The organism is Pseudomonas sp. M1 (assembly GCF_022760135.1).
Classification (GTDB): Bacteria; Pseudomonadota; Gammaproteobacteria; order Pseudomonadales; family Pseudomonadaceae; genus Pseudomonas; species Pseudomonas citronellolis.
Genome location: NZ_CP094343.1, coordinates 3,365,781 through 3,389,691, shown reverse-complemented (window position 1 = coordinate 3,389,691; position 23,911 = coordinate 3,365,781). Strand labels below are relative to the sequence as shown.

The following is a 23,911-nucleotide window of genomic DNA, read 5'->3' as shown; positions in this document are numbered from 1 at the left end:
CAGGTCTGATGCAATCAGGCCCGCCGTGTCTTTCTGCGATCTACCCGCTCAGCGCTCCGCCAGCTTCAGGTTGCGCGCGTACCACGGCCGCCGCGGCGCGCGCTTGAGCCAGCCCTTGCGCTCGTCGTCCTCGGTGAGGATGACGCGCAACGCCAGCTTCATGGTCTCCACGTCCAGGGCCAGGTCGCTGCTGCTCGCCTGCAGGTCGGAGAGGCCGCAGCCGTGGGTGGATGGGCCCAGCCAGGGGTCGTCGATCTCCACCCAGCGGCCGCGGGCGAACCAGGGCATGCCCAGCACCTCGGCGCGGCGCACCTCGCCGGGGTGGAAGCGCTCGTGGGCGCGGAACCAGTCCTCGATGCGGTCGTCGATCCAGCCGTGGAAGCACCAGAACACCGGGTTCACGTGGGACGAGAAAGGGTCGCCGAGGAAGTCGTTCTCGCGCAGGAACCAGCGCGGCGCGAAGTCGGCGTAGTTGCGGTCGGTCATCAGCGGCGCGCCGTTGGACGGGTCGCGCGTCACGCTGGCCCAGCGCATGTGCAGCCAGTCGTGCAGGCCCAGTTCCAGCTCCGAGCCGAACTGGCCCAGGGTGAGCTTCGCCAGGTAGGCCGGGTCCTGGTACTGCGACTCCCAGACCTGGAAATTGCCGTGGTAGGCATCGGCGCTCTTCAGGCCACGCAGCCACTGGCTGTATTCGTCATCGTCCACCGCCACCCAGGCCGGCGGCACCGAGCAGCCGTCGGCGTTCTCGAAGTAGCGGATGAAGCCGGCGCGGTCGTATTCCAGCGGCACCGCCGGCGGCGGCAGGCGCTGCCAGGACGGCAGGTCCTGCAGCGAACGGGCCTTGGCCAGCATGCGGCGGTGCATGAAGAGGAAGTCGATGCCCGAGGCGTTGCGGTCCTTGTGCCGGCCGCGCGCGTCGCGTTCGGCGTCCAGCGGCCCGGGCTGCCAGCCCACGCCGCGCAGGGCGTTGCGCTGGGCCTCGTCGAGGTGGTGCCACTTGTCCCGCGAGGCATGCCAGAGCTGGTGGAACAGGCGGTGCTGCGGCGACACCAGCCAGGCCAGCAGCGCCTCGTTGAGCGGCAGGCGCTCGCGGGCCAGGGGAAAGGGCTGCTTCCTGGCGACGAAGCGGCAGTCCTGCTGCGGCAGGGACAGGTCGCGGTCCAGGCGCTGGAGGCGGCCGCTGAGGGTGCCGTCGCCGGCGTTGGCGAAGTTGTCCCACACCTCGTCGAACACAGCGCTGCATTCGTGGCTGGGCGTGTTGCCTTCGCCCAGCAGTCGCCAGCGGATGTTCGCCGAGCTGGCGCCGACCAGGTCGCCGAGCACCCGGTAGCGCGGCGGTTCCGTGCCGCGCAGGCGCTCGGGGGTGTCCAGCCAGCCGATCAGCCCGCGCCCGCGTGGGCCGCAGTCGAGGATCAACTGCAGGCCTTCGGCGGGCAGGCCCGGCAGCCCGGGCCCGGCATCGAGCAGGCGCAGGTCCCAGATGCCGCGCAGGCGGTCGGCCAGGCGCAGCTCGGCGCCGGCGCTGGTTTCCAGGCTGGCTTCGCCGGGCGTCTCCGGCTCCCGCGCGTCCAGCTCGCGGCGTTGCAGTTCGCGGTAGCCGAAGTAAGCCGCCGTCGGCAACGCCGCCGCCCCCGTCACCGCCAGGGCCGCCATGAAACCGCGTCGAGAAACCGTCATCGTCCGTCCTGTGTCCGTCGCCAAGCAGGCTGTACCGAGGCTAGAACGGTCGGCCCGGCGGCAAATTTAGCGGTGCGCCGGCGCTAAATTTCCGCCCGCACGCCTCGTCCTCCCCCACAGGCGATGCCCTGCCCCGGGCTGCCATCCGACTCCAACGCTGACTGGGACGGCAATGACTAGCACCCGCACGAAAAAGATCCTCTGGCTCACCCTGCCCCTGCTCGTACTGGTCCTCGTGGCGGGCGCCGCGGCCTGGCTGCTGCTGGCCCGCGCCCAGCCCTACCCGCGCGAGGTGATGGCCCACGCCGAGGCGCTGCACGAGCGCATCCTGTCTTTCGACAGCCGGGTGACCGTCCCCCTGGACTTCGGCACCGAAGGCCACGAGGCCGACCGCGACGGCCCCTCGCAGTTGGACCTGGTCAAGGCCGGGCGCGGCCGCTTGTCCGGCGCGGCCCTGGCGATCTTCGGCTGGCCGGAGATGTGGAGCGGCCCCGACGCCCCGCACAAGCCCACGCCAGGCTTCGTCGACGAGGCGCGGCACCAGCAGGAAATCCGCTACAGGATTCTCACCGGCATGGTCCGCGACTTCCCCGAGCGGGTGGGCATCGCCTACACGCCGGAGGACTTCCGCCGCCTGGCCATGGAAGGCAAGTTCGCCATCGTCATGAGCATGCTCAACGCCTACCCGCTGGGCGACGACCTGTCCCAGCTGGACCTGTGGGCCGCCCGTGGCGTGCGCATGTTCGGCTTCAACTACGTGGGCAACAACAGCTGGTCCGATTCCTCCCGCCCCCTGCCCTTCTTCAACGATTCGCCCGACGCCCTGGGCGGCCTCTCGCCCCTGGGCAAGCAGGCGGTGCAACGGCTCAACGACCTGGGGGTGATCATCGACGTCTCGCAGATGTCGACCAAGGCACTGGAGCAGGTCGCCACCCTCAGCCGCGCGCCCATCGTCGCCTCGCACTCGGCGCCGCGCGCGCTGGTGGACATCCGCCGCAACCTCAGCGACCACGAGATGCAACTGATCAAGGACAGCGGCGGAGTCATCCAGGTGGTCGGCTTCCCGGCCTACCTGCGCCCGCTGAGCAAGCCCACCCTGGAGAAGCTCGACGCCCTGCGCGCGCGCTTCGACCTGCCGCCGCTGGCCGGCCTGGACTACGCGCTGATGCCCGGCGACCCGGTGATCGCCATCTGGCCGGAGAAGAAGTTCGGCGAATACGCCAGCAGCCTCTACGGCATCCTCGACGAGGAGCCCAAGGCCGGCCTGGCCGACTTCGTCAACGCCATCGACTACACGGTGAAGAAGGTCGGCATCGACCACGTCGGCATCAGCTCCGACTTCAACGACGGCGGCGGCCTGGACGGCTGGAAGGACGAGAGCGAAATCCGCAACGTCACCGCCGAGCTGATCACCCGCGGCTACTCCGACGCCGACATCGCCAAGCTCTGGGGCGGCAACTTCCTGCGCGTATGGGGCGAGGTGCAGAAGCGCGCCAAGCCGCCCGTCGCCACCCGCTGAACCGCGCCAAGGACATTCCATGAACGACCGCCGTACCTTCCTCAAGCAGGCCGGGCTGCTCGCCGCCAGCCTACCCCTGCTGCAGACTTCCGACCTGGCCCTGGCCGCCGCCGCGCCGGCCGGCGCGGACAAGTGGCAGGCCCTGCGCCGGCAATTCGACCTCGATCCGAACTACCTGCACTTCGCCAACTTCCTGCTGACCTCGCACCCGCGCCCGGTGCAGCAGGCCATAGACGCGCTGCGTGCGCGCTTCAACGCCAACCCCGGCGAGGCGGTGGACTGGGACCGCGAAGAGGTCTGGAAATACGAGGACGAGACGCGCGCCTGGGCCGGCCGCTACTTCGGCGTCAAGCCGGCCCAGGTGGCCCTCACCGGCAGCACCACCGACGGCCTCGCGGCCATCTACGGCGGCCTGCTGGTGGCGCCGGGCAAGGAAATCCTCACCTCCAGCCACGAACACTATTCCACCTACACCACCCTGGAATACCGCCACAAGCGCATGGGCACACAGGTACGCGAATTTCCCCTGTTCAAGGACCCGCACCGGGCCTCGGCCGACGAAATCCTCGCCAATATCCACCGCAACATCCGCCCCGAGACGCGAGTGCTGGGCATGACCTGGGTGCAGTCGGGCAGCGGCGTGAAGCTGCCGGTGCGCGAGATCGGCCAACTGGTGGCCGAGGCCAACCGCAACCGCGACGCCGCCGAGCGGATCATCTACGTGGTCGACGGCGTGCACGGCTTCGGCGTGGAGGACGCGAACTTCGCCGACTTCGGCTGCGACTACTTCATCGCCGGCACCCACAAGTGGCTGTTCGGCCCGCGCGGCACCGGCGTCATCATCGCCCGCGAGGAGCAGTTGCAGGACCACCTGGTGCCGAGCGTCCCCACCTTCACCCGCGCCGACAGCTTCGGCACCCTGATGACCCCCGGCGGCTACCACGCCTTCGAGCACCGCCTGGCCCTGGGCAAGGCCTTCGAGCTGCACCTGCAGCTGGGCAAGGCCGACGTCCAGGCGCGCATCCACCAGCTCAACGGCTACCTCAAGCAGCGCCTGGCCGAGCACGCGAAAGTGCGCATGATCACGCCGACCAGTCCGGAACTGTCCTCCGGCTTCACCTTCTTCCGCGTCGACGGCCGCGACTGCGACGCCGTGGCCCGGCACCTGATGGCGCACAAGGTGATCAGCGACGCCGTGGACCGCGACGTTGGCCCGGTGGTGCGCCTGGCGCCCAGCCTGCTCAACGACGAGGCGCAGATCGACCGGGTGCTGGACATTCTCGCTCCGCAGCTCGCCTGACCCGCTTCCCACTTCACGAGAACCGCCATGCACGCATTACCGCCCCTGGCCCTGGCCACCCTGCTCCTGGCCGCCCCCACCGCTTTCGCCGCCGAGGCGCACAAGCCGGGCGCCGTGTTCAAGGACTGCAAGGACTGCCCCGAGATGGTGGTGCTGCCCGCCGGCAGCTTCACCATGGGCACCCCGGACGACGAGACGGGCCGCCAGCCGGACGAAGGCCCATTGCACACCGTGACCTTCGCCCGGCCCTTCGCCATCAGCCGCTACCAGGTCACCGCCGCCGAGCTGGACGCCTACCTGAAGGCCACCGGCGTGCGCCTGGCCAACGGCGACACCCGCCCCGGCCGCGAATGCATCGCCGGCAAGCCGCGCTACAGGCAGGGCCCGCGCCAGCCGGCGGTGTGCGTCGACTACGAGGACGTGAAGGGCTACGCGGCCTGGCTGTCGAAGAAGACCGGCCAGCATTACCGGATGATCAGCGAAGCCGAACGCGAATATGCCGCCCGCGCCGGCAGCGCCGGGCCCTTCCCGTTCCCCTTCGACGAGGGCAAGGAGTACAGCATCGCCAAGCACGCCAACACCTACGGTGCCGCCGACGGCTACAACTTCACCTCGCCGGCGGGCAGCTTCCCGCCCAACGCCTTCGGCGTGTACGACATGCACGGCAACGTCTACGAATGGGTCGCCGACTGCTGGCACGACAACTACGACGGCGCCCCCAGCGACGGCAGCGCCTGGATCGACAGCGACTGCAAGCTGGTGCAGATCCGCGGCAACGACTGGGGCGAGGCGCCGATCTTCTCCCGCTCGGGCAACCGCAACAACGCCTACAAGAGCGACCGCGGCGACTGGATAGGTTTCCGCGTCGCCCGCGAACTCTGAGCGCGGCCTCGACGGCCGACCGGCTAATTTTCCCGCGCCCGCGCTCGTTACCGGGGTGGGCGCCACTTCAACCTTCGCATCCCGTGCGTCGCGCCCCGACGCGCCGAGGTAACCCCATGTCCGCAACGCAGCGCAGCGCCACCCGGGAACTCCTGGGTATCCTCAAGCCCTTCTGGGCGACCCTCGCCCTGTCCATCGCCCTGGGCGTGGTCGGCGGCATCAGCATCACCGCCCTGCTCACCGCCATCAATCGCGTGCTGAACGCCGAGGGCGGCATGACCCAGGGCATGATGTTCGCCTTCGCCGCCATCTGCGCCCTGGCCCTGCTCAGCTCGATCCTGTCGAACGTCGGCACCAACTACGTCGGCCAGAAGGTGATCGCGCGGCTGCGCAAGGACCTCGGCGGGCGGGTGCTCTCGGCGCCCATCGAGCAACTCGAACGCTACCGCAGCCACCGCCTGATCCCGGTGCTGACCCACGACATCGACACCGTCAGCGACCTGGCCTTCGGCCTGCCGCAGCTGATCATCTCGCTGACCGTCACCCTAGGGTGCCTTGGCTACCTGGCGACCCTGTCCCTGCCGATGTTCCTCGTCGCCGCCGGCGCCGTGGTCCTCGGCACCATCGCCCAGTACATCGCCCGCGGCCGCGGCCTGGCCGGCTTCGAACAGGCGCGAGAACAGGAAGACCTGCTGCAGAAGCACTACCGGGGCATGGCCGAGGGCGCCAAGGAACTGCGCATCCACCGCCCGCGCCGGCAACGCCTGCACCGCCACCAGTTGGGCGAGACCGCCGACAACATCTGCCGCCTGCAGGTACGCTCGGTGAACATCTTCCTCGCCGCCAGCACCTTCGGCTCGCTGCTGTTCTTCGTGGTGATAGGCGCCACCCTCGCCGTGCAGACCTGGTGGCCGACCAGCGATCGCAGCGTGCTCAGCGGCTTCATCATGACCCTGCTGTTCATGAAGGGCCCGCTGGAAAGCGTGCTCGGCCTGCTGCCGCTGCTCGGCCGCAACCGCATCGCCCTGCGCCGCATCGCCGAGCTCAACGAGCGCTTCTCCAACCCCGAGCCCTACCTGCTGCTGGAGGGCGACGCGCGGGAGCCGGCCATGGAGCCCCTGCGCACCCTGGAGCTGCGCGACGTGCGCTACGCCTACCCGGCGGTGGGCGACGCCCCGCCCTTCGTCATGGGCCCGCTGAACCTGAAGATCGAGGCCGGCGAGCTGCTCTTCGTGGTCGGCGAGAACGGCGGCGGCAAGACCACCCTGATCAAGCTGCTGCTGGGCCTGTACACGCCCCACAGCGGCGAGGTGCTGGTCAACGGCAAGGTCGTCGAGGCCAGCAGCCGCGACGATTACCGGCAACTGTTCACCACCATTTTCGCCGACTTCTTCCTTTTCGAGGAGCTGATGGACGGGCAGCGCGACATACCCGCCGAAGCCGCGCGCTACCTGGAGCGCCTGGAGATCGCACACAAGGTCGGGGTGGCCGACGGCGCCTTCACCACCACCGACCTCTCCACCGGCCAGCGCAAGCGCCTGGCCCTGGTACACGCCTGGCTGGACCAGCGTCCGATCCTGGTGTTCGACGAATGGGCCGCCGACCAGGACCCGACCTTCCGCCGCATCTTCTACACCGAGCTGCTGCCCGACCTGAAGCGCCAGGGCCGGACACTCATCGTCATCTCCCACGACGACCGCTATTTCGACGTTGCCGACCAGTTGATGCGCATGGAGCAGGGGCAACTGGTCAGCGAGCGGGCCCTGGCCTGAGGGCCGGGCCACAGCCCTCCCCGGCCGGATGCCTCGGGCGCCAAGGCGGCGCCCGAGGCAGACGATAGCAGAGCGCCACTTTTTTCTAAATTCCGCTGCGCCTGGTTCGTTATCAGGGCGAATGCCATCAGAGCAACTGCATCTTCATAAAAATAATGCTTCTCATCAGCATATAGATTCTGCATCCACCATAAGGAGTCCATCCCCCCATGTCCCGCCCCCGCATCAGCCGAAGCCGGCTGGCCAAGGCCATCCACCCCGTTGCCCCTCAGCGCCGGCTGTTGCCCGGCGCCCTGCTCGCCGCCCTGCTGAGCGCCGGCGTGGCCCACGCCGAGCCGGTGAAGCTGGACATTCCCGCCCAGTCGCTGGCCAGCGCCCTGCGCGAGTTCGGCAAGCAGGCCGGCCTGGAAGTCCTCTACAGCCCGGACGTGGTCAAGGGCGTGAAGTCCAGGGGAGTCAGCGGCTCGCTGGAGCCCGAGGAAGCGCTGGACACGCTGCTGCAGGGCAGCGGCATCTCCTATCACCGCGAAGGCAATACCATCACCCTCAGCGCGGTCACCTCCGACCTCCTGCAGATGGGCGCGGTGACCATCGAGGGCCGCGGGCTGGGCGCCACCACCGACGGCACCGGCTCCTACACCACCGGCCTGGTGTCGAGCATCACCAAGCTGCCGCTGACGCCGCGGGAAACCCCGCAGACGGTCACCGTGATGAGCCGCCAGCAGATGGACGACTTCGGCCTCAACAGCATCGACGACGTCATGAAGCACACCCCGGGCGTCACCGTGCAGAAGCTCGACAGCGAGCGCAGCGCCTACTGGGCGCGCGGCTCGCAGATCACCAACTTCCAGTACGACGGCATCCCCTCCTACCTGGATACCGCCTATGCCGACGGCAAGACCCTCAGCGACATGGCCATCTACGACCGCATCGAGGTGATCAAGGGCGCCACCGGCCTGCTCACCGGCAGCGGCCAGCCCGGCGCGGCCCTGAACCTGATCCGCAAGCGCCCGACCCGCAGCTTCGCCGGCCACGTGTCGCTGGGCGCCGGCTCCTGGGACAACTACCGCGGCGAGCTGGACGTCGGCGGCCCGCTGACCGACGAAGGCAACATCCGCGGACGCTTCGTCACGGCCTACCAGGACAAGAACTCCTACATGGACCGTTACGAGCAGAAGAACTCCACCTACTACGGCATCCTCGAAGCCGACCTGACGCCGAGTACCCTGTTCAGCATCGGCATGGACTACCAGGACACCACCCCCACCGCCTCCAACTGGGCCGGGGTGCCGCTGTTCTACTCCGACGGTTCCAAGACCGACTTCCCGCGATCCTTCAACCCCGGCGCCAACTGGAGTTCCTGGGAGCAGTACAACCGCACGGTCTTCGCCACCCTCGAGCACACGCTGGAGAACAACTGGACGCTCAAGCTGCACCTGAACCACCAGGAAAGCGGCTACCACGCCCCACTGGGCTCCGCCGGCGGCGGCTACCCGGACCCGGTCACCGGCGAAGGCGGCATCCTCTTCCACGGCAAGTACACCGGCGACACCCGCCGCGACTCGGTGGACATGTACGCCTCCGGCCCCTTCGAACTGTTCGGCCGCGAGCACGAGGCGGTGTTCGGCTACAACGCCTCGCGCTCGGTGACCAAGGGCAACGGCTACTGGGACTACCCCACCCCCTACGACCCCAGCATCCCCAACATCTTCACCTGGAACGGCAAGTTCCCCGAGCCGGACTGGGGCTCCAAGGCCAACCTGAAGAACTACTCGCAGCTGCACCAGTCCGGCTACTACGGCACCGTGCGCCTGAAGCCGACCGACGACCTGGCGCTGATCGCCGGCGCCCGCGTGGCCGACTACCACGACAGCGCCGAGCAGATCTCCGACAGCCAGTACGGCTACTACGTCACCCCGCAGAGCACCCGCAAGAGCGGCGTGGTGGTGCCCTATCTCGGCGCTGTGTACGACCTGAACGACAACTACTCGGTGTACGCCAGCTACACGGGCATCTTCCAGCCGCAGCAACTGCGCGACATCAACGACAAGCCGCTGGAGCCCGAAGAAGGCAAGAGCTACGAGCTGGGCGTGAAGGGCGAGTTCTACGACGGCCTGCTCAACGCCAGCTTCGCGGTGTTCGAGTCGCAGCAGGACAACCTCGCAGTCGAGACCAGCGACGTCACCCCCTCCGGTGGCATCGCCTACGAAAGCGCCGACGGCACCAAGACCCGCGGCTTCGAGGCGGAGATTTCCGGCGAACTCCTGCCGGGCTGGCAACTGCAGGCCGGCTACACCCACGCGGTCAGCCGCGACAAGGATGGCCACCGCATTCGCACCCTCAACCCGGACCAGCTGTTCCGTCTGTACACCACCTACCAGCTGCCGGGCGAGCTGAACCAATTCACCGTCGGCGGCGGCGCCAGCTACCAGAGCAAGATCTGGACGGACGTCAGCGACCAGAACTACGAAACGGTGAAATACACCCAGGGCAGCTACTGGCTGGTGGACCTGATGACGCGCTACCAGGTCACCGACAACCTGTCGGCCACGCTCAACCTGAACAATGTGTTCGACAAGAAGTACTTCAGCAACCTCGGGTTCTACAACACCGGCTACTACGGCGAGCCGCGCAACCTGATGCTCACCACCCGCTGGGACTTCTGAGCGAACCGCAGGCCGTCGGCCTGAACGACAACGCCGTTTCCCTTCACGGGGAAACGGCGTTTTCGTGTCTGCGCGACAGGTGATGATGGGTATCGCTTCGCTCAACGCCATCCTACGCAGGATGACTCCGGACTCACCGCCTGCTCCGAACGGCTCCCTCTCCCTTCAGGGAGAGGGCTGGGGAAAGGGTTGCGGACTGTCTTGCCGGCTGCGCCGAGGCGCTTTCCGTAGGATGGGTTGAGCCTTGGCGAAACCCATGCGGCCACGGTGATGGGTATCGCTTCGCTCAACGCCATCCTACGGGTTGTGTTTGCCGGGGGCGTAGGAGCGGACTCTGTCCGCGATTGGACTCGCCGCCCGCTCCGAGGGCACCCTCTCCCTCCGGGAGAGGGCTGGGGTGAGGGAAGCAACCGGCAAAACGCTCACCCCACCAGCCAACGATCCAGCCAGGCAGCCTGGCTGGCATGGATGGCGGCCACCTCTCCCACCAGCCCGTGCATGCGCATGAAGTCGTGGGTCAGGTCCGGGCGCAGGTCCAGGGTGAGGTCGTTGCCGGCTTCGCGCAGGCGCTCGGCCAGCGCCAGGCCTTCGTCGTACAGCGGGTCGTGGCCGGCCAGCGCCAGGTGGACCGGCGGCAGGCCGTCCAGGCTCGGCGCCAGCAGTGGCGAGAAGCGCCAGTCGAGGCGGTCCTGCGGGTTGCGCGCGTAGCTGTCGTAAAACCATTCCAGGGTCGCGCTCTCCAGCAGATAGCCGCTGGCGTAGCGCTGGTGCGAGGGGCGCTGGCGGCTGGCGTCGGCCACCGGGTAGGCCAGCAGCAGCGCGCGCGGTCGCAGCGCCGCGGTTTCGGGCGCGGCGGCGGCCTGCAAAGCCAGCACCAGGGCCAGGCTGGCGCCCACGCTGTCGCCGCCGAAGGCCACCCGCGCGGGGTCCAGGCCCAGGGCCGCGCTCTGCTCGCGCAGCCAGACCAGGGCGTCCGCCACGTCCTCCAGCGCCGTGGGGAAGCGCCAGGCCGGCGCCAGGCGGTAATCCACCGCCAGCACCGCGCAGCGGCTCGCCAGTGCCAGACGCCGGCAGAGGGCGTCGTGGGAGTCCAGGCTGCCGACCACGTAGCCGCCGCCGTGCAGGTACAGCAGCACCGGCGCCGGCCCTGTCGCGCCGCTGCGGCGATAGAGACGGGCCGCAAGTTCCTGGCCGTCGCGGCTGGGGTAGTTCAGCCGCTCGACCTCCAGGCCGGCGGCGACGGGGCTGTCGAGCGACAGCGAGGCCGCCTCGAAATCGCGCCGCGCGCGTTCCGCGCCGAGGTCCTGGAAGGCCTGGCTCTTGCCGCTCAGGCGGCCCAGTTCGACCAGTTCGAGAAAGGCCTCGAGATCCAGATGTAGGGACATGCAATCACTCCGCAGGAAGACCGGCGCCAGCCAGGAGGTACCCTGGCCGGCGCGTTGGGGAAGGTTTCAGGCCAGCGCCGTGCGGCTCGCCAGCGCCTGGCGCAGGGCGGCGATGAAGCGCGGGTGGCGCGGCAGCTCGAAGTGGCCGGCGTCGATCGCCTCGTGCAGCGCCTGGCGCCCCGGCAGCAGCGGTATTTGGCGCTGCGCGGCCCACCAGCAGTGCGTGGCGACGCGGGTGGCCGGCAGCGACGGCAGCGCCAGGGACAGCTGCTTCAGCCGCCAGGCGACGAGGAATACCCGGGCCAGTTCGTCCGCCCCCAGGGCCGCGTAGGCGCTGTCGCCATTGGCGCGAGCCAGGGCCGCGGCCGTCCGCCGCGCCACCTCGGCGGCTTGCGGCGCGGCGCTCGGCGCTTCGTCCTCCGCCGCCCCCGGCGGCAGGCCCAGGACCACGCCGAGGAAGGCCTTGAGGTCGTCCTGCCAGTTGCCGTCGGCCACGCCCTCCTCGCCCGGCACGTAGCTGTCGAGCAGGCCTAGGAAGGCCACTTCCTGGCCCTGGCGCTCCAGCTCCGCGGCCACCAGTGTCGCCAGGGTGCCGCCCAGCGACCAGCCGAACAGGTGGTACGGGCCCCGGGGCTGCTGTTGGCGAATGTACTGGGCGTAGTCGATGGCCATGCCCTCCAGCGAATCGTCCGTCCACTCGCCGCTCAGCAGCATGCGGCACTGCACCGCCTGTACCGGGTGGCTGCCCTCCAGTGCGCGGGCCAGGGGCTCGTAGTCGAACACGGTGCCGAAGCCCGCATGCAGGCAGAACAGAGTCGCCTCGGCGCCGGCGCCGTTGAGCGCCAGCAGCGGGTTCAGGTCCTGTTCCCGGGCCTGGCCGCAGAGGGCGCCGATGCTGGGTTTCTGCATCAGGTCGCGCAGGCGCAGCTCCAGGCCCAGCTCCGGCGCCTGGCGGACCCTGGCGATGACCTTGAGCGCCTGCAGCGAATCACCGCCCAGCTCGAAGAAGTTGTCGTCCAGGCCCACCCGCTCGACGCCCAGGATTTCCGCCCAGATGGCCGCCAGGCGCCGCTCCCGGTCGTTGCGCGGGGCCAGGTAGGCGCGCTCGCTGGCCGCCTCCGGCGCCGGCAGGGCCTGGCGATCGAGCTTGCCGTTGGGCAGCAGCGGCAGGCGCTCCAGGCACAGCAGGCGCGCCGGCAGCATGTACTCCGGCAGGCGCTGGCGCAGCGCCGCCAGCAGCCCGGCCTCGCTGCCGGCGGGGGCCACCGCGTAGCCCAGCAACTGCCGGCCCTGCTCGCCGTCGCGGGCGATCACCGCGGCGTCGCGCACCGTCTCCAGGGCGCGCAGGGCGGCTTCGATCTCGCCCAGCTCGATGCGGAAGCCGCGGATCTTCACCTGGTGGTCGAGGCGGCCGAGGTAGTCGTGCAGGCCGTCGTCGCGCTCGCGCACCAGGTCGCCGCTGCGGTACAGGCGCTCGCCGTTGCCGAAGGGGTCGGGGACGAAGCGCTCGGCGGTGAGGGCGGGACGGCCGAGGTAGCCGCGCGCCAGGTAAGCGCCGCCGAGATACAGCTCGCCGGCCACGCCGGCAGGCAGCGCGTTCAGGTCGCCATCCAGCAGGCGCAGGCGGCGCGGGCCCACGCCCCTGCCGATGGGGGCGTAGGCGGCGTCGCAATGGGCGTCGCCGTCGGCGCGCCAGAGCAGCGGCGTGACCACCGTCTCGGTCGGGCCGTAGCCGTTCACCAGGCGCCGCGGCCGCAGGGCGCGCTTGGCCCGTTCGAAGCTGGCCTCGGCGACGGCGTCGCCGCCGAAGCAGTAGGTGCCCACCGGCGGCGCCCAGCCCTGGCGCTCGGCCGCCTCGGCCAGTTGCAGCAGGTAGGCCGGCGGGAAGCATGCCACGTCCACCCGGTGTTCGCGCATGGCCTCCAGGGTCTGCGCGGGAGTCCACAGCTCCTCGTCGCGCAGCAGCAGGCTGCCGCCGTGGCCGAGCACGCTGAGCCAGCGTTCGTGGGCGCCGTCGAAGGCGAAGGAGAGGAAATGCAGCTCGCAGGTCCGCTCGTCCAGCTCGTACAGCGCGCCTATGGCGCGGCAGTGCCGGGCGATGGGGCCGTGGGCCACGGCCACGCCCTTGGGCGTGCCGGTGGAGCCGGAGGTGTAGATCAGGTAGGCCAGGTTGTCCTCGTGCAGCTGGACGGCCGGCGCCCGCGCCGGCAGCGCGTCGAGCTCCGCCTGCAACGCGTCCAGGTCGGCGCGGGCCAGCCCCTCGGGCAGGCCGAGCCGTTCGCCCAGGGCCTGGCGCGTCAGCAGCAGCGCCATGGCCGAGTCACGCACCAGGAAGGCCAGGCGCTCGGCCGGGTAGCCGAGGTCCAGCGGCACATAGGCCGCGCCGGCCTTGAGCACCGCCAACAGGCCCACCAGCAGTTCGCAGGAGCGCTCCAGCGCCACCCCCACCCGCGCCTCGGGGCCGATGCCGCGGGCGCGCAACCAGTGCGCCAGCTGGCTGGAGCGGCGGTCCAGCTCGGCGTAGCTCATGCGCTGGCCGGCGCAGACCAGCGCGGTGGCCTGCGGCTGGCGCGCCGCCCAGTCGCCGATGCGCTGTGGCAGCAGCGCGGCCGGCGTCTCCTGCGGCAAGGCGCGGATGCCGGGCGGCGGCTCCAGGCCGAGGCAGCCCAGGGCGCGCCCGGCATCCTCCAGCAGGGCCAGCAGCAGGTGCTCGAAATGCCGGCGGATGGCCAGGACGCCTGCGTCGGCGAACGACTGGCGCAGGTAGAGGAATTCGATGCTGAGGGTCTCGCCCAGGTGCACCGCCAGGTCCATGGGGAAGTGCGTGACGTCGCGCATGTTCGACTCGCCGAAGCGCAGCCCGCCGCCGGCGGCCTCCTGCAAGCGGCGGTCCAGCGGGTAGTTCTCGAACACCACCAGGCTGTCGAACAGCGGTTGCCCGCCCTGCCCGGCCCAGCGCTGGATGTCGTGCAAGGGCGCCTGCTCGTGCTCGCGGGCCTCGACGTTGTAGTGCTGCAGCTGCCGCAGCCAGTCGCCCACCCGCTGCGTCGGCTCGATGCGCTGGATCACCGGCACCGTATTGATGAACAGCCCCAGCAGGTTCTCCGCGCCGGGCAGCGCCGCCGGGCGCCCGGCCACGGTGGCGCCGAAGGCCACGCTGGCCTGGCCGGTGTGGCGCTGCAGCAGCAACAGCCAGGCCGCCTGCACCAGGGTGTTGGCCGTCACCCGCTGGGCCTGGGCGAAGGCCTGCAGGCGGCGCGTGGTCGGCGCATCGAAGGTGGAGTAGATGGCTGCGTGGCCGCTGCGCCCGCCTTCGGGCCGCGGCGCCATGCCGGGCGCCAGGTAGCAGGGTTCGTCCAGCTGCGCCAGGCGTTCGCGCCAGAAGCGCTGCAGCTGCCCGGCGTCGAGCCGCTGCAGCCAGCCGATGTAGTCGGCATAGCGCCCCCGCGGCGCCGGCAGCGTCTCGCCGGCATACAGCCCGAGCACCTCGCCGACCAGCTGCGAGCTGCTCCAGCCGTCCAGCAGGATGTGGTGGCTGGTCCAGATCAGCTGCCAGGCATCGTCCTCCAACCGCGCCAGGGTGATGCGCTGCAGCGGCGGCGCGGCGAAATCGAAGCCCTGGGCGCAGTCCTGCGCCGCCAACTCGGCCACCTGCGCCGCAGCGTCCGCCGCGGCGCGGCAGTCCACCTCGCGGATCGGCACCGGCGCCTGGCGCAGCACGAACTGCAGGGGCTCGCCGAGCCCCGCCTGCCAGAGGAAGCCGCTGCGCAGTATCGCGTGGCGCGCGCAGGCCTGCTGCCAGCAGGCGGCGAAGCGCGCCGGGTCGAGGCCGTCGACGCGGATGCTCAACTGGTTGACGTACAGCCCCGGCTCGCTGTCTTCGAGGCTGTGGAAGAGCATGCCCTTCTGCATCGGCGATAGCGGGTAGAGGTCTTCCACCCGCGCCAGCTCCAGCGGCAGGGCGTCCAGCGCGGCCTGGTCGAGGCCGGCCAGGGGGAAGTCCTCCGGGCGCGCCTGGCCGCGGGCGCCCAGGCAATGCTCTAGCAGGGCGCGCAGTTCGTCCTCCAGGGCCGCGGCCAGGCCCTCCACCACGCCGGCGTCGAACAGCGCGCTGCTGTAGGTCCAGTACAGGTGCAGCTCGCCGCCGTACACCTGGCCGTTGATCGCCAGCCAGTTGTCCAGCGGCGAACCTTCGGCGCGCTCGGCGCCGGGCGATTCGCCGGCCGGCTGCAGCGGGCCCAGGGCGGCGAGGCTGCGGTCGAGCTGGCCGAGGTAGTTGAAGGTGATGCGCGGCGCCGGCAGCGCGGCAAGCTCGGCCTGCGCGCGGGCATCGCCCAGGTAGCGCAGCGCGCCGAAGCCCAGGCCCTTGTCCGGCACCGCGCGCAATTGGTCGCGCACCGCGCGGATGGCCGCGCCGGGCTCGGCGGGCACGCCCAGGCGCAGCGGGAACAGGCTGGTGAACCAGCCAAGGCTGCGGGTCAGGTCGATGCCGTCGAACAGGTCCTCGCGGCCATGCCCTTCCAGCTGCACCAGCATGGACGGCTCGCCGCTCCAGCGCGTCACCACACGCGCCAGGGCGCACAGCAGCAGGTCGTTGACCTGGGTGCGGTAGGCGCCGGGAGCATCCTGCAGCAGTTGGCGGGTCGCCTCGGCGTCCAGCCGCGTACAGGCACTGGCGGCCAGGCGGCCGTCGAGGGCGCCTGGCGGAAGCTCGGCGGGCACGCCGGGCAGCCCCGCGGGGGCGCCATCGAGCTGGGCGCGCCAGTAGTCCAGTTGCTCGCGGGCGGCGCCGCTGGCATAGCCTTGCAGGGCGGCGTGCCAGTCCTGCAGGGAGCTGGTGCGCGGCGGCAACTGCGCCGGCTGGCCCTCCAACTGTTGCTGGTAGAGCCCCTGCAGGTCTTCCAGCAGGATGCGCCAGGACACGCCATCCACCAGCAGGTGGTGGATGGCCAGCAGCAGGCGCTGGCTGCCGTCGGCCATGTCCACCAGCAGCGCGCGCAGCAGCTGGCCGTCCAGGCGCAGGCTGGCCTGGGCCGCCGTACACAGTGCTTCCAGCTCGGCGGCGTCGCGTGCCTGCCGGCGCCACAGCAGCGGGTCCTGTCGCTGCAACTGCCGTTGGCTTGCCGCGTCGCGGTAGACGCCATGCCACTGGGGATGCGCCACGAAGCCCAGGCGCAGGGCGTCGTGCTGTTCCACCAGGGCCGCCAGGGCGCGCTCCAGCGCCTGGCCGTCCAGCGCGGATTCGGCGCGCAGCAGCAGCGACTGGTTCCAGTGCGCGGCCACGGGCAGCGGCAGCTCGAAGAACCAGCGCTGGATCGGCAGCAGCGGCAGCTCGCCCTCGGCCGCTACCCGCGGTCCTGCTTCGGTTCCAACCTGGGCGACCTCGGCCAGGGCGCGCACGCTCTGGTGCCTGAACAGGTCGCGGGGCGTGAAGTGCAGCCCGGCCTGGCGCGCGCGGCTGACCACCTGGATGGAAATGATGGAATCGCCGCCCAGTTCGAAGAAGTTGTCGTCCAGGCCCACCTGCTCCAGGCCCAGCACGCTGGCCCAGATCTGCGCCAGGCGCGCCTGCGCCTCGTTCTGCGGGGCCGCCCAGGCCTGGCGCAGCTCGCCGCCGCCCATGCTGGGCAGGGCCTTGCGGTCGAGCTTGCCGTTGGTGGTCAACGGTAATACCGGCAACAGGTGCATCTGCGCCGGTACCATGTATTCCGGCAGGGTTTCCAGCAGGTGCGCCTTCAATGCCTGGCGCAGGGCCTGGCGGGCTTCTTCGGCGCCCTCCTGCGCCAGGCTCGCATCCCGGGGGACCAGGTAGGCGGCCAGTTGCTTGCCATGGGTCGCGTCCAGCGCCAGCACCACCGCTTCGCGCAGCGCCGGGTGGCAGAGCAGGCGCGCCTCGATCTCGCCCAGTTCGATGCGGAAGCCGCGGATCTTCACCTGGTGGTCGATCCGCCCGATGTAGTCGAGCACGCCATCGGCGCGGTAGCGCGCCAGGTCGCCGGTGCGGTACAGGCGGCTGCCGTCGCCGGCAAAGGGATTGGGCACGAAGCGCTCGGCGGTCAGCGCCGCGCGCTGGTGGTAGCCGCGCGCCAGGCCCGCATGGCCGACGTGCAGCTCGCCGATGCAGCCGCGCGGCACCGGGTTGAGGTCGGCGTCCAGCACGTAGCCGCCCAGGTCCGGGATCATCTCGCCGATCGGGCTGCTGGCGCCGCCTTCCAGGTCGGCCAGGCCGAGCGGGCGATAGGTGACGTGCACCGTGGTCTCGGTGATGCCGTACATGTTCACCAGTTGCGGGCGGCGCTCGCCGAAGCGTTCGAACCAGGGCCGCAGGCTGGCGATCTCCAACGCCTCGCCGCCGAACACCACGTAGCGCAGCGCCAGGTCGTCGCCGGCGGCGCAGGCCAGCGGCAGCAACTGGCGGAACGCCGACGGCGTCTGGTTGAGCACGCTGACGCGCTCGCGCCGCAGCAGCGCCAGGAAGTCCTCGGGCGAACGGCTGACTTCGAAGGGCACCAGCACCAGGCGCCCGCCGTGCAGCAGCGCGCCGAAGATTTCCCAGACGGAGAAGTCGAAGGCGTAGGAGTGGAACATCGTCCAGACGTCGCCGGCGTCGAAGCCGAACCAGTCCCGGGTGGCGCTGAACAGGCGCAATACGTTGCGCTGGCTGAGCAACGCGCCCTTCGGCTTGCCGGTGGAGCCGGAGGTGTAGATGACGTAGGCCAGGTTGTCGGGCGTGGAACGTGGCGGCAGGTTGTCCGTGGAGTATTGCGCCAGGCTCGCTTCCAGCTCGTCCAGGCGCAGCAGGCGAACGCCGGCCGGCCAGGGCAACGCCGCGGCCGCCGCGTCGCCGAGCACCAGGCCGATGCCGCTGTCCTGGGCGAGGTAGGCCAGGCGTTCCGCCGGGTAGTCCGGGTCCAGCGGTACGTAGGCGCCGCCGGCCTTGAGCGTGGCCAGCAACGCCACCAGCATGTCCAGGGTGCGCGGTAGGGCGATGCCCACCCGCACTTCCGCGGTCACCCCTAGCGTCGCCAGGTGGCGCGCCAGCCGGTTGGCGCGGGCGTTCAGCTCGGCGTAGGTCAGCCGCGCCTCGCCCAGGCTGGCCGCCACCGCGTCCGGGGTGCGCGCCGCCCAGCCGGCGACGATCGTCGCCAGGCCATCGGCGACCGGGTATTCGCGAAGGCCGCCGTTCCAGCGCTGCAAGGTGGCCTGGCGTTCCTCGGCGGCCAGCAGCGGCAGCTCGCCGATGCGTACCTGCGGGTCCGCGGCGGCCGCTTCCAGCAGGCGCTGCCAGTCGCCGGCCAGGCGTTCGATGGTCGCCTCGTCGAACAGCTCGCGGGGGTAGATCAGCGAGGCCGCCAGGCCGCCGTCGGCGGTGCTCTCGGTATTCAGGGTGAGGTCGAACTGGGCGCTGACGTTCTCCCATTCGAGCATCTCCAGGCGCAGCCCGCCGGGGGCCGCGCCGGGCGCTGCGAGCGAGGTCGCGGCCTGCTGGTGGTTGAACATCACCTGGAACAGCGGGTTGCGCTCCAGGCTGCGCTCGGCCTGCAGCGCCTCCACCACCTGTTCGAACGGCAGGTCCTGGTGGGCCTGGGCGCCCACCACGCTGTCGCGCACCTGGGCCAGCAACTGGCGGAAGCCCAGCGAGCCCTGCACCTGGGCGCGCAGCACCAGGGTGTTGACGAAGAAGCCGAGCACGCCCTCGACTTCCACCCGGCTGCGGTTGGCCACCGGCACGCCGACGCGGATGTCCTCCTGGCCGCTGTAGCGGTAGAGCAGCGCCTGGAAGCTGGCCAGCAACAGGGCGAACAGCGTGGCGCCCTCGGCGCGCGCCAGGCGCTCCAGAGCCTGGACCAGCTCCGCCGGCAGTTGGAAGCCCAGGCGCCGCCCCTCGCCTTGCAACTCGCGGGGCCGCGGGCGGTCCAGCGGCAGCTCCAGTGCCTGGCCGGCCTCGCCCAGGCGTTCGCGCCAGTAGTCCAGTTGCCGCTGCCCTTCCCCCGCCTCCATCCAGCGGCGTTGCCAGGCCGCGTAGTCGGCGTAGCGGATCGGCGGCTCGGCCAGCTCCGGCAGCCTGCCGGCGGCGAAGGCGGCGTAGCTCTCCAGCAGTTCGTCCACCAGCAGGCGCATCGACCAGCCGTCGGAGACGATGTGGTGCTGGGTGATGACCAGGACGTGCTCCTGCTCCCCAAGGCGCAACAGGCGGGTGCGCAGCAGCGGCCCCTCCTGCAGGTCGAAGGGCCGCGCGGTCTCGTGTTCGACGGCGGCGCGCAGCTGCGCCTCGTCGGCCACCGCCTGCACGGCCAGGTCCACCGCGACGTCCTCGCGCAGCACCTGCCGGGGCCCCGCCTCGCCCATGCGGAACACGCTGCGCAGCACCGCATGGCGCTGCAGCAACGCGGCGAACGCCGAGCGCAGCGCGGGCAGTTGCAGCGGCCCGTGCAGGCGCAGCGCCAGGGGCATGTTGTAGGCGCTGCCCTGCGGTTCCAGCTGCCAGAGGAACCACAGCCGCTGCTGCGCATAGGACAGCGGCTCGCCCTCCGCCGCCGGCTCCCCCGGCGGTATCGGCAGTTGCTCGAAGCTCACCCCCTGCGCCTGCATCTTGTCCAGGAACTGCCGGCGCTGCTGCGGGCCCAGTCCGGCAAAGCGCTGGGCGATCCGCAAGGCGGTGGTCTTGTCCATCACACGTTCTCCAACTCGTCGAGGAAGGCTTCCAGTTCCCCCAGGTCGGCATCGGCCGCGGGGGACTGCAACGTGGCCACCTGGCGCGCGAACGCGTCGAGATCGGCGGCCTCGAACAGCCATTTCAGGGGAACCTTGCGGCCTTGCTGCTGCAGCCGGGCGATCACCTGGGAGGCCAGCAGGGAGTGTCCGCCGAGGTCGAAGAAGTTGTCGTCCAGCCCCACTTCATCGACCTGCAGGACTTCCCGCCAGACCTCCGCCAGTTCCTGCTCCAGCGCGCTCTCGGGCGCTCTGTGGTTCCGGTGTGTCTGTTGAACGTTCGGCGCCGGCAGCGATTTACGCTCCAGCTTGCCGTTGGGCGACAGCGGCATGCGCTCCAGCAGGCAGAAGTGCGCCGGCACCATGTACTCCGGCAGCGTCTCGCGCAGGGCCTGGCGCACTGCCTGGCGCGCGGCCTCGGCCTGCTGCGGGTCGTCCAGCCAGCGCCGCTCGTCCGGCACCAGGTAGGCCACCAGTTGCTTGCCGGTGCGCCCGTCCAGGGCCAGCACCACGGCCTCGGCGATGCCCGGCAGTTGCTGCAGGCGCGCCTCGATCTCGCCCAGTTCGATGCGCAGCCCGCGGATCTTCACCTGGTGGTCGATGCGCCCCTGGTAGTCGAGCACGCCGTCGGCGCCGCAGCGCACCAGGTCGCCGCTGCGGTACAGGCGCTCACCGTTGCCGCGCGGGTCGGGCACGAAGCGCTCGGCGGTCAGCGCCGGGCGGCGGTGGTAGCCGCGCGCCAGGCCGGTGCCGCCCAGGTAGAGCTCGCCGGTCACCCCGCCGGGCGCCAGTTCCAGTTCGGCGTCGAGCACGTGGCAGCCGAGGTTGGCGATGGGCTGGCCGATCGGCACCGAGTGGCCGGCGCGCTCGCGGCAGGTCCAGTGGCTGACGTCGATGGCCGCCTCGGTGGGGCCGTAGAGGTTGTACAGGGCCGCCGCTGGCAGCCTGGCGAACACCTGCTGCTGGGCTTCCAGCGGCAGCGCCTCGCCGCTGCAGATAATGCGCCGCAGGCTCTCGCACTGCCCGGCATGCGGATGCTGGAGGAAGGCCTGCAGCATGGAGGGCACGAAATGCAGCGTGCTGATGCCCTGCTCGCGGATGGTCTCGATCAGCTGCTGCGCATCGCGATGCTCGCCGGGCCGCGCCACCACCAGGCGCGCGCCGGTCATCAGCGGCCAGAAGAATTCCCACACCGAGACGTCGAAGCTGAACGGCGTCTTCTGCAGCACGCTGTCGCCCGCGCCCAGGCCGTAGGCCTCCTGCATCCAGGCCAGGCGGTTGTGCAGGGCCAGGTGGCGGTTGCCAGCGCCCTTGGGCCGGCCGGTGGAGCCGGAGGTGTAGATGACGTAGGCAAGGTTCTCGCCCTGGCAGAGGTTCTCCAGGTCCGAATCCTCCTGCGCCGCCAGCTCGTGCGCCAGGTGCTCCAGCGCCAGGGCCTCGACGCCGGCGACCGGCGGCAGCGACGGCAGCAGCCCGGCCTGGGTCAACAGCAGGCCGATGCCGCTGTCCTCCAGCATGTAGGCCAGGCGCTCTGCCGGGTAGTCGGGGTCCAGCGGCACGTAGGCGCCGCCTGCCTTGAGAATCGCCAGCAGGCTGATGGGCATCTCCAGCGAGCGCTGCATGCACACGCCGACCAGCACTTCCGGCCCGACCCCGCGCTGGCGCAACAGGCGCGCCAGCTGGTTGGCCCGGCGGTTCGCCTGGGCATAGCTCAGGCGTTCGCCGGCGAAGTACAGCGCTTCCGCCTCGGGCGTGCGGCGTACCTGTTCCTCGATCAACTGGTGCACGCACAGCTGCAACGGGTAGTCGCGCCGCGGCCCCTGGCCCTCGGCCGCGCGCGCGGCGCGCTGTGCCTCGTCCAGCAGCGGCAGTTCGGCGACGCGTCGCTGCGGGTCCTCGGCCAGCGCCTGCAGCAGGCAGGTCCACTGGCGGGCCAGGCGCTCGATGCTCGACGCATCGAAGAGGTCGGTGGAGTACACCAGGGTGGCGGCGATCGCGCCCTGGTGCTCGGCGGTGTCGAGCAGCAGGTCGAACTGGGCGCCGGGCGCGCCGCCCTCGAGCATCTCCAGCTGCAGGCCGTCCAGCGCCGCCCCGGCCTGCGGGCCCGCCTCGCCCTGGTGGTTGAACAGCACCTGGAACAGCGGGCTGTGGCTCAGGCTGCGCTCCGGCTGCAGCGCCTCCACCAGTTGCTCGAAGGGCAGTTCCTGGTGGGCCTGTGCCTCCAGCATGCGCTGGCGGACCTGGCCCAGCAGCGCCGGGAAGGCCTGGTCGTCGGCGAAGTCGGCGCGCAGCACCAGGGTGTTGATGAAGAAGCCCAGCAGGCCCTCGGTTTCCTGGCGGGTGCGGTTGGCCACTGGCACCCCGACGCGGATTTCCTCCTGGCCGCTGAGGCGATGCAACAAGGCCTGGAAGGCCGCCAGCAGGAGCATGAACAGCGTGCTGTCATGGGCGCTGGCCAGGGCCCGCAGGCGGCTGACCAGCGCCGCCGGCAGCTGCAGCGCCAGGCTGGCCCCGCGCTGGCTGCGCTGGGCCGGCCGCGGCCGGTCGGCGGGCAGTTCCAGCACCGGGTGCTGGCTGCCCAGGCAGGCGCGCCAGTAGGCCAGTTGCCGCTCGCCCTCGCCGCTGTCCATCCACTGCCGCTGCCACTGTGCATAGTCGGCGTACTGCAGCGGCAACGGCTGCAGCCCCGCCGCCCGCGCGTCGCCGCCAGCGGCGTAGAGAGCGCTCAGCTCGGCGACCATGACGCGCATCGACCAGGCGTCGGAGACGATGTGGTGCAGCACCAGCCCCAGGCGGTGCCGGCGGGTGCCCAGGCGCACCAGGTCGATGCGCAGCAGCGGGCCCTGCTCCAGGTCGAAGGGCTGCGCACGGGCCGCCGCGAAGATGGCCATGGCGCGGCCCTCGCGCTCGCCCTCGGGCAGCTCGCCGAGGTCGTGGAAGGCCAGCTCCGGCGCCTGGCTGTCGAGGATGCGCTGGCGCACCTCGCCGTCCTGCCGGACGAAGCGCGTGCGCAGGCTCTCGTGGCGCTGCACCAGGGCGCTGAAGGCCCGGCCCAGGCGCGTCACGTCCAGCTCGCCGCGCAGTTCCAGGGCCAGCGGCATGTTGTAGGCGCAGCCTTGCGGGTCGAGTTCCCAGAGGAACCACTGGCGCTGCTGCGCGTAGGACAGCGGCAGGTCGCCGCTGCGCGGCAGGGCCTGCAGCGGCGGTGCCTGGTCGGCCCCGGCGCGGGCCGCCAGGGCGGCGAAGGCGGCCAGGACCGGCTGTTCGAACAGGCTGCGCAGCGGCAGCTCCAGGCCCAGTTCGCGGCGTACCCGCGAGACCACCTGGGTCGCCAGCAGCGAATGCCCGCCGAGTTCGAAGAAGTGGTCGTCCAGGCCCACCTCCGGCAGTTGCAGCAGCTGCGCCCAGATCGCCGCCAGGGCCCGCTGCAGCGGCGTCACCGGGCGCGCGCCGGCGCCGCCGGCGCGTTCCAGGGCCGGGCGCGGCAGGGCCTTGCGGTCCACCTTGCCATTGGGCGACAGCGGCATGGCGGCCAGTTGCATCAGGTGGGCCGGCACCATGTAGTCGGGCAGCGTTTCGCGCAGCGCCGCCTTCAGCGCCTCTTCATCCAGGGCCTCCGAGCGTCCCGGCGCGGCCACCAGGTAGCCGACCAGTTGCGCGCCGGTGGGGCCTTCCACGGCCATCACCAGGGCTTCGCCGACCTCTTCGCGTTCGAGCAGGCGCGCCTCGATCTCGCCCAGTTCGATGCGGAAGCCACGGACCTTCACCTGGTGGTCCACCCGGCCGAGGTACTCCACCACCCCGTCCTCGCGATAGCGCGCCAGGTCGCCGGTGCGGTACAGCCGGCCGCCCGGCTGGCCGAACGGGTCGGGCACGAAGCGTTCGGCGGTCAGTTCCGCGCGGCCCTGGTAGCCGCGGGCCAGGCCGCTGCCGCCGACGTACAGCTCGCCGACCAGGCCCAGCGGCAACGGCCGCAGCTGCTCGTCGAGGATGTATGC

At 70.9% G+C, this 23,911-nt stretch carries 9 protein-coding genes (1 of these 9 running past the window's edge); 5 read left to right on the top strand and 4 right to left on the bottom strand.

The features are described from left to right. Positions 1–48: 48 nt before the first annotated feature. Complete coding sequence (gene pvdP / locus PM1_RS15020) at positions 49–1,677, bottom strand: pyoverdine maturation tyrosinase PvdP (protein WP_009622039.1); 1,629 nt, start codon at positions 1,675–1,677, stop codon at positions 49–51. A 172-nt stretch (positions 1,678–1,849) separates the two neighbouring features. Between pvdP and pvdM the strand changes: the two genes are divergently transcribed. The 5 genes from pvdM (at position 1,850) to PM1_RS14995 (ending at position 9,816) form a co-directional block, all read left to right on the top strand. Continuing rightward, a complete protein-coding gene (gene pvdM / locus PM1_RS15015) occupies positions 1,850–3,196 on the top strand; it encodes a pyoverdine-tailoring dipeptidase-like protein PvdM (protein WP_009622040.1) in 1,347 nt (448 codons plus the stop codon). A gap of 19 nt (positions 3,197–3,215) precedes the next feature. Next, positions 3,216–4,496 (top strand): pyoverdine-tailoring periplasmic protein PvdN, encoded by a 1,281-nt coding sequence (gene pvdN / locus PM1_RS15010; protein ID WP_009622041.1) that lies wholly within the window; start codon positions 3,216–3,218, stop codon positions 4,494–4,496. A 27-nt stretch (positions 4,497–4,523) separates the two neighbouring features. Then, entirely contained in the window at positions 4,524–5,378 is an 855-nt protein-coding gene (gene pvdO / locus PM1_RS15005) for a dihydropyoverdine dehydrogenase (RefSeq protein WP_009622042.1), read from the top strand. Between the two features lie 116 nt (positions 5,379–5,494). Beyond that, the gene (locus tag PM1_RS15000) at positions 5,495–7,150 is read left to right on the top strand and encodes a cyclic peptide export ABC transporter (protein WP_009622044.1); all 1,656 of its coding nucleotides are present in this window, start codon (positions 5,495–5,497) and stop codon (positions 7,148–7,150) included. Positions 7,151–7,359: 209 nt separating this feature from the next. Continuing rightward, a complete protein-coding gene (locus PM1_RS14995) occupies positions 7,360–9,816 on the top strand; it encodes a TonB-dependent siderophore receptor (protein WP_009622045.1) in 2,457 nt (818 codons plus the stop codon). Between the two features lie 422 nt (positions 9,817–10,238). On the opposite strand, the gene PM1_RS14990 is transcribed toward PM1_RS14995, so the two are convergent. The 3 genes from PM1_RS14990 to PM1_RS14975 all read right to left on the bottom strand — a co-directional run. After that, positions 10,239–11,201: an alpha/beta hydrolase gene (locus PM1_RS14990; protein WP_009622046.1), complete on the bottom strand. Its 963-nt coding sequence runs from the start codon at positions 11,199–11,201 to the stop codon at positions 10,239–10,241. Positions 11,202–11,267: 66 nt separating this feature from the next. Next, positions 11,268–19,874 carry a non-ribosomal peptide synthetase gene (locus PM1_RS31110; RefSeq protein ID WP_009622048.1) on the bottom strand — a complete coding sequence of 2,869 codons (8,607 nt, stop codon included), beginning with the start codon at positions 19,872–19,874 and terminating at the stop codon, positions 11,268–11,270. Then, positions 19,874–23,911, bottom strand: partial view of a non-ribosomal peptide synthetase gene (locus PM1_RS14975; protein ID WP_009622050.1) — the final stretch only. It continues 14,574 nt past the right edge of the window; 4,038 of the gene's 18,612 nt are visible here — the last part of the coding sequence; the start codon falls outside the window, past its right edge; the stop codon is at positions 19,874–19,876. Before PM1_RS14975 ends, PM1_RS31110 begins: the two co-directional genes overlap by 1 nt.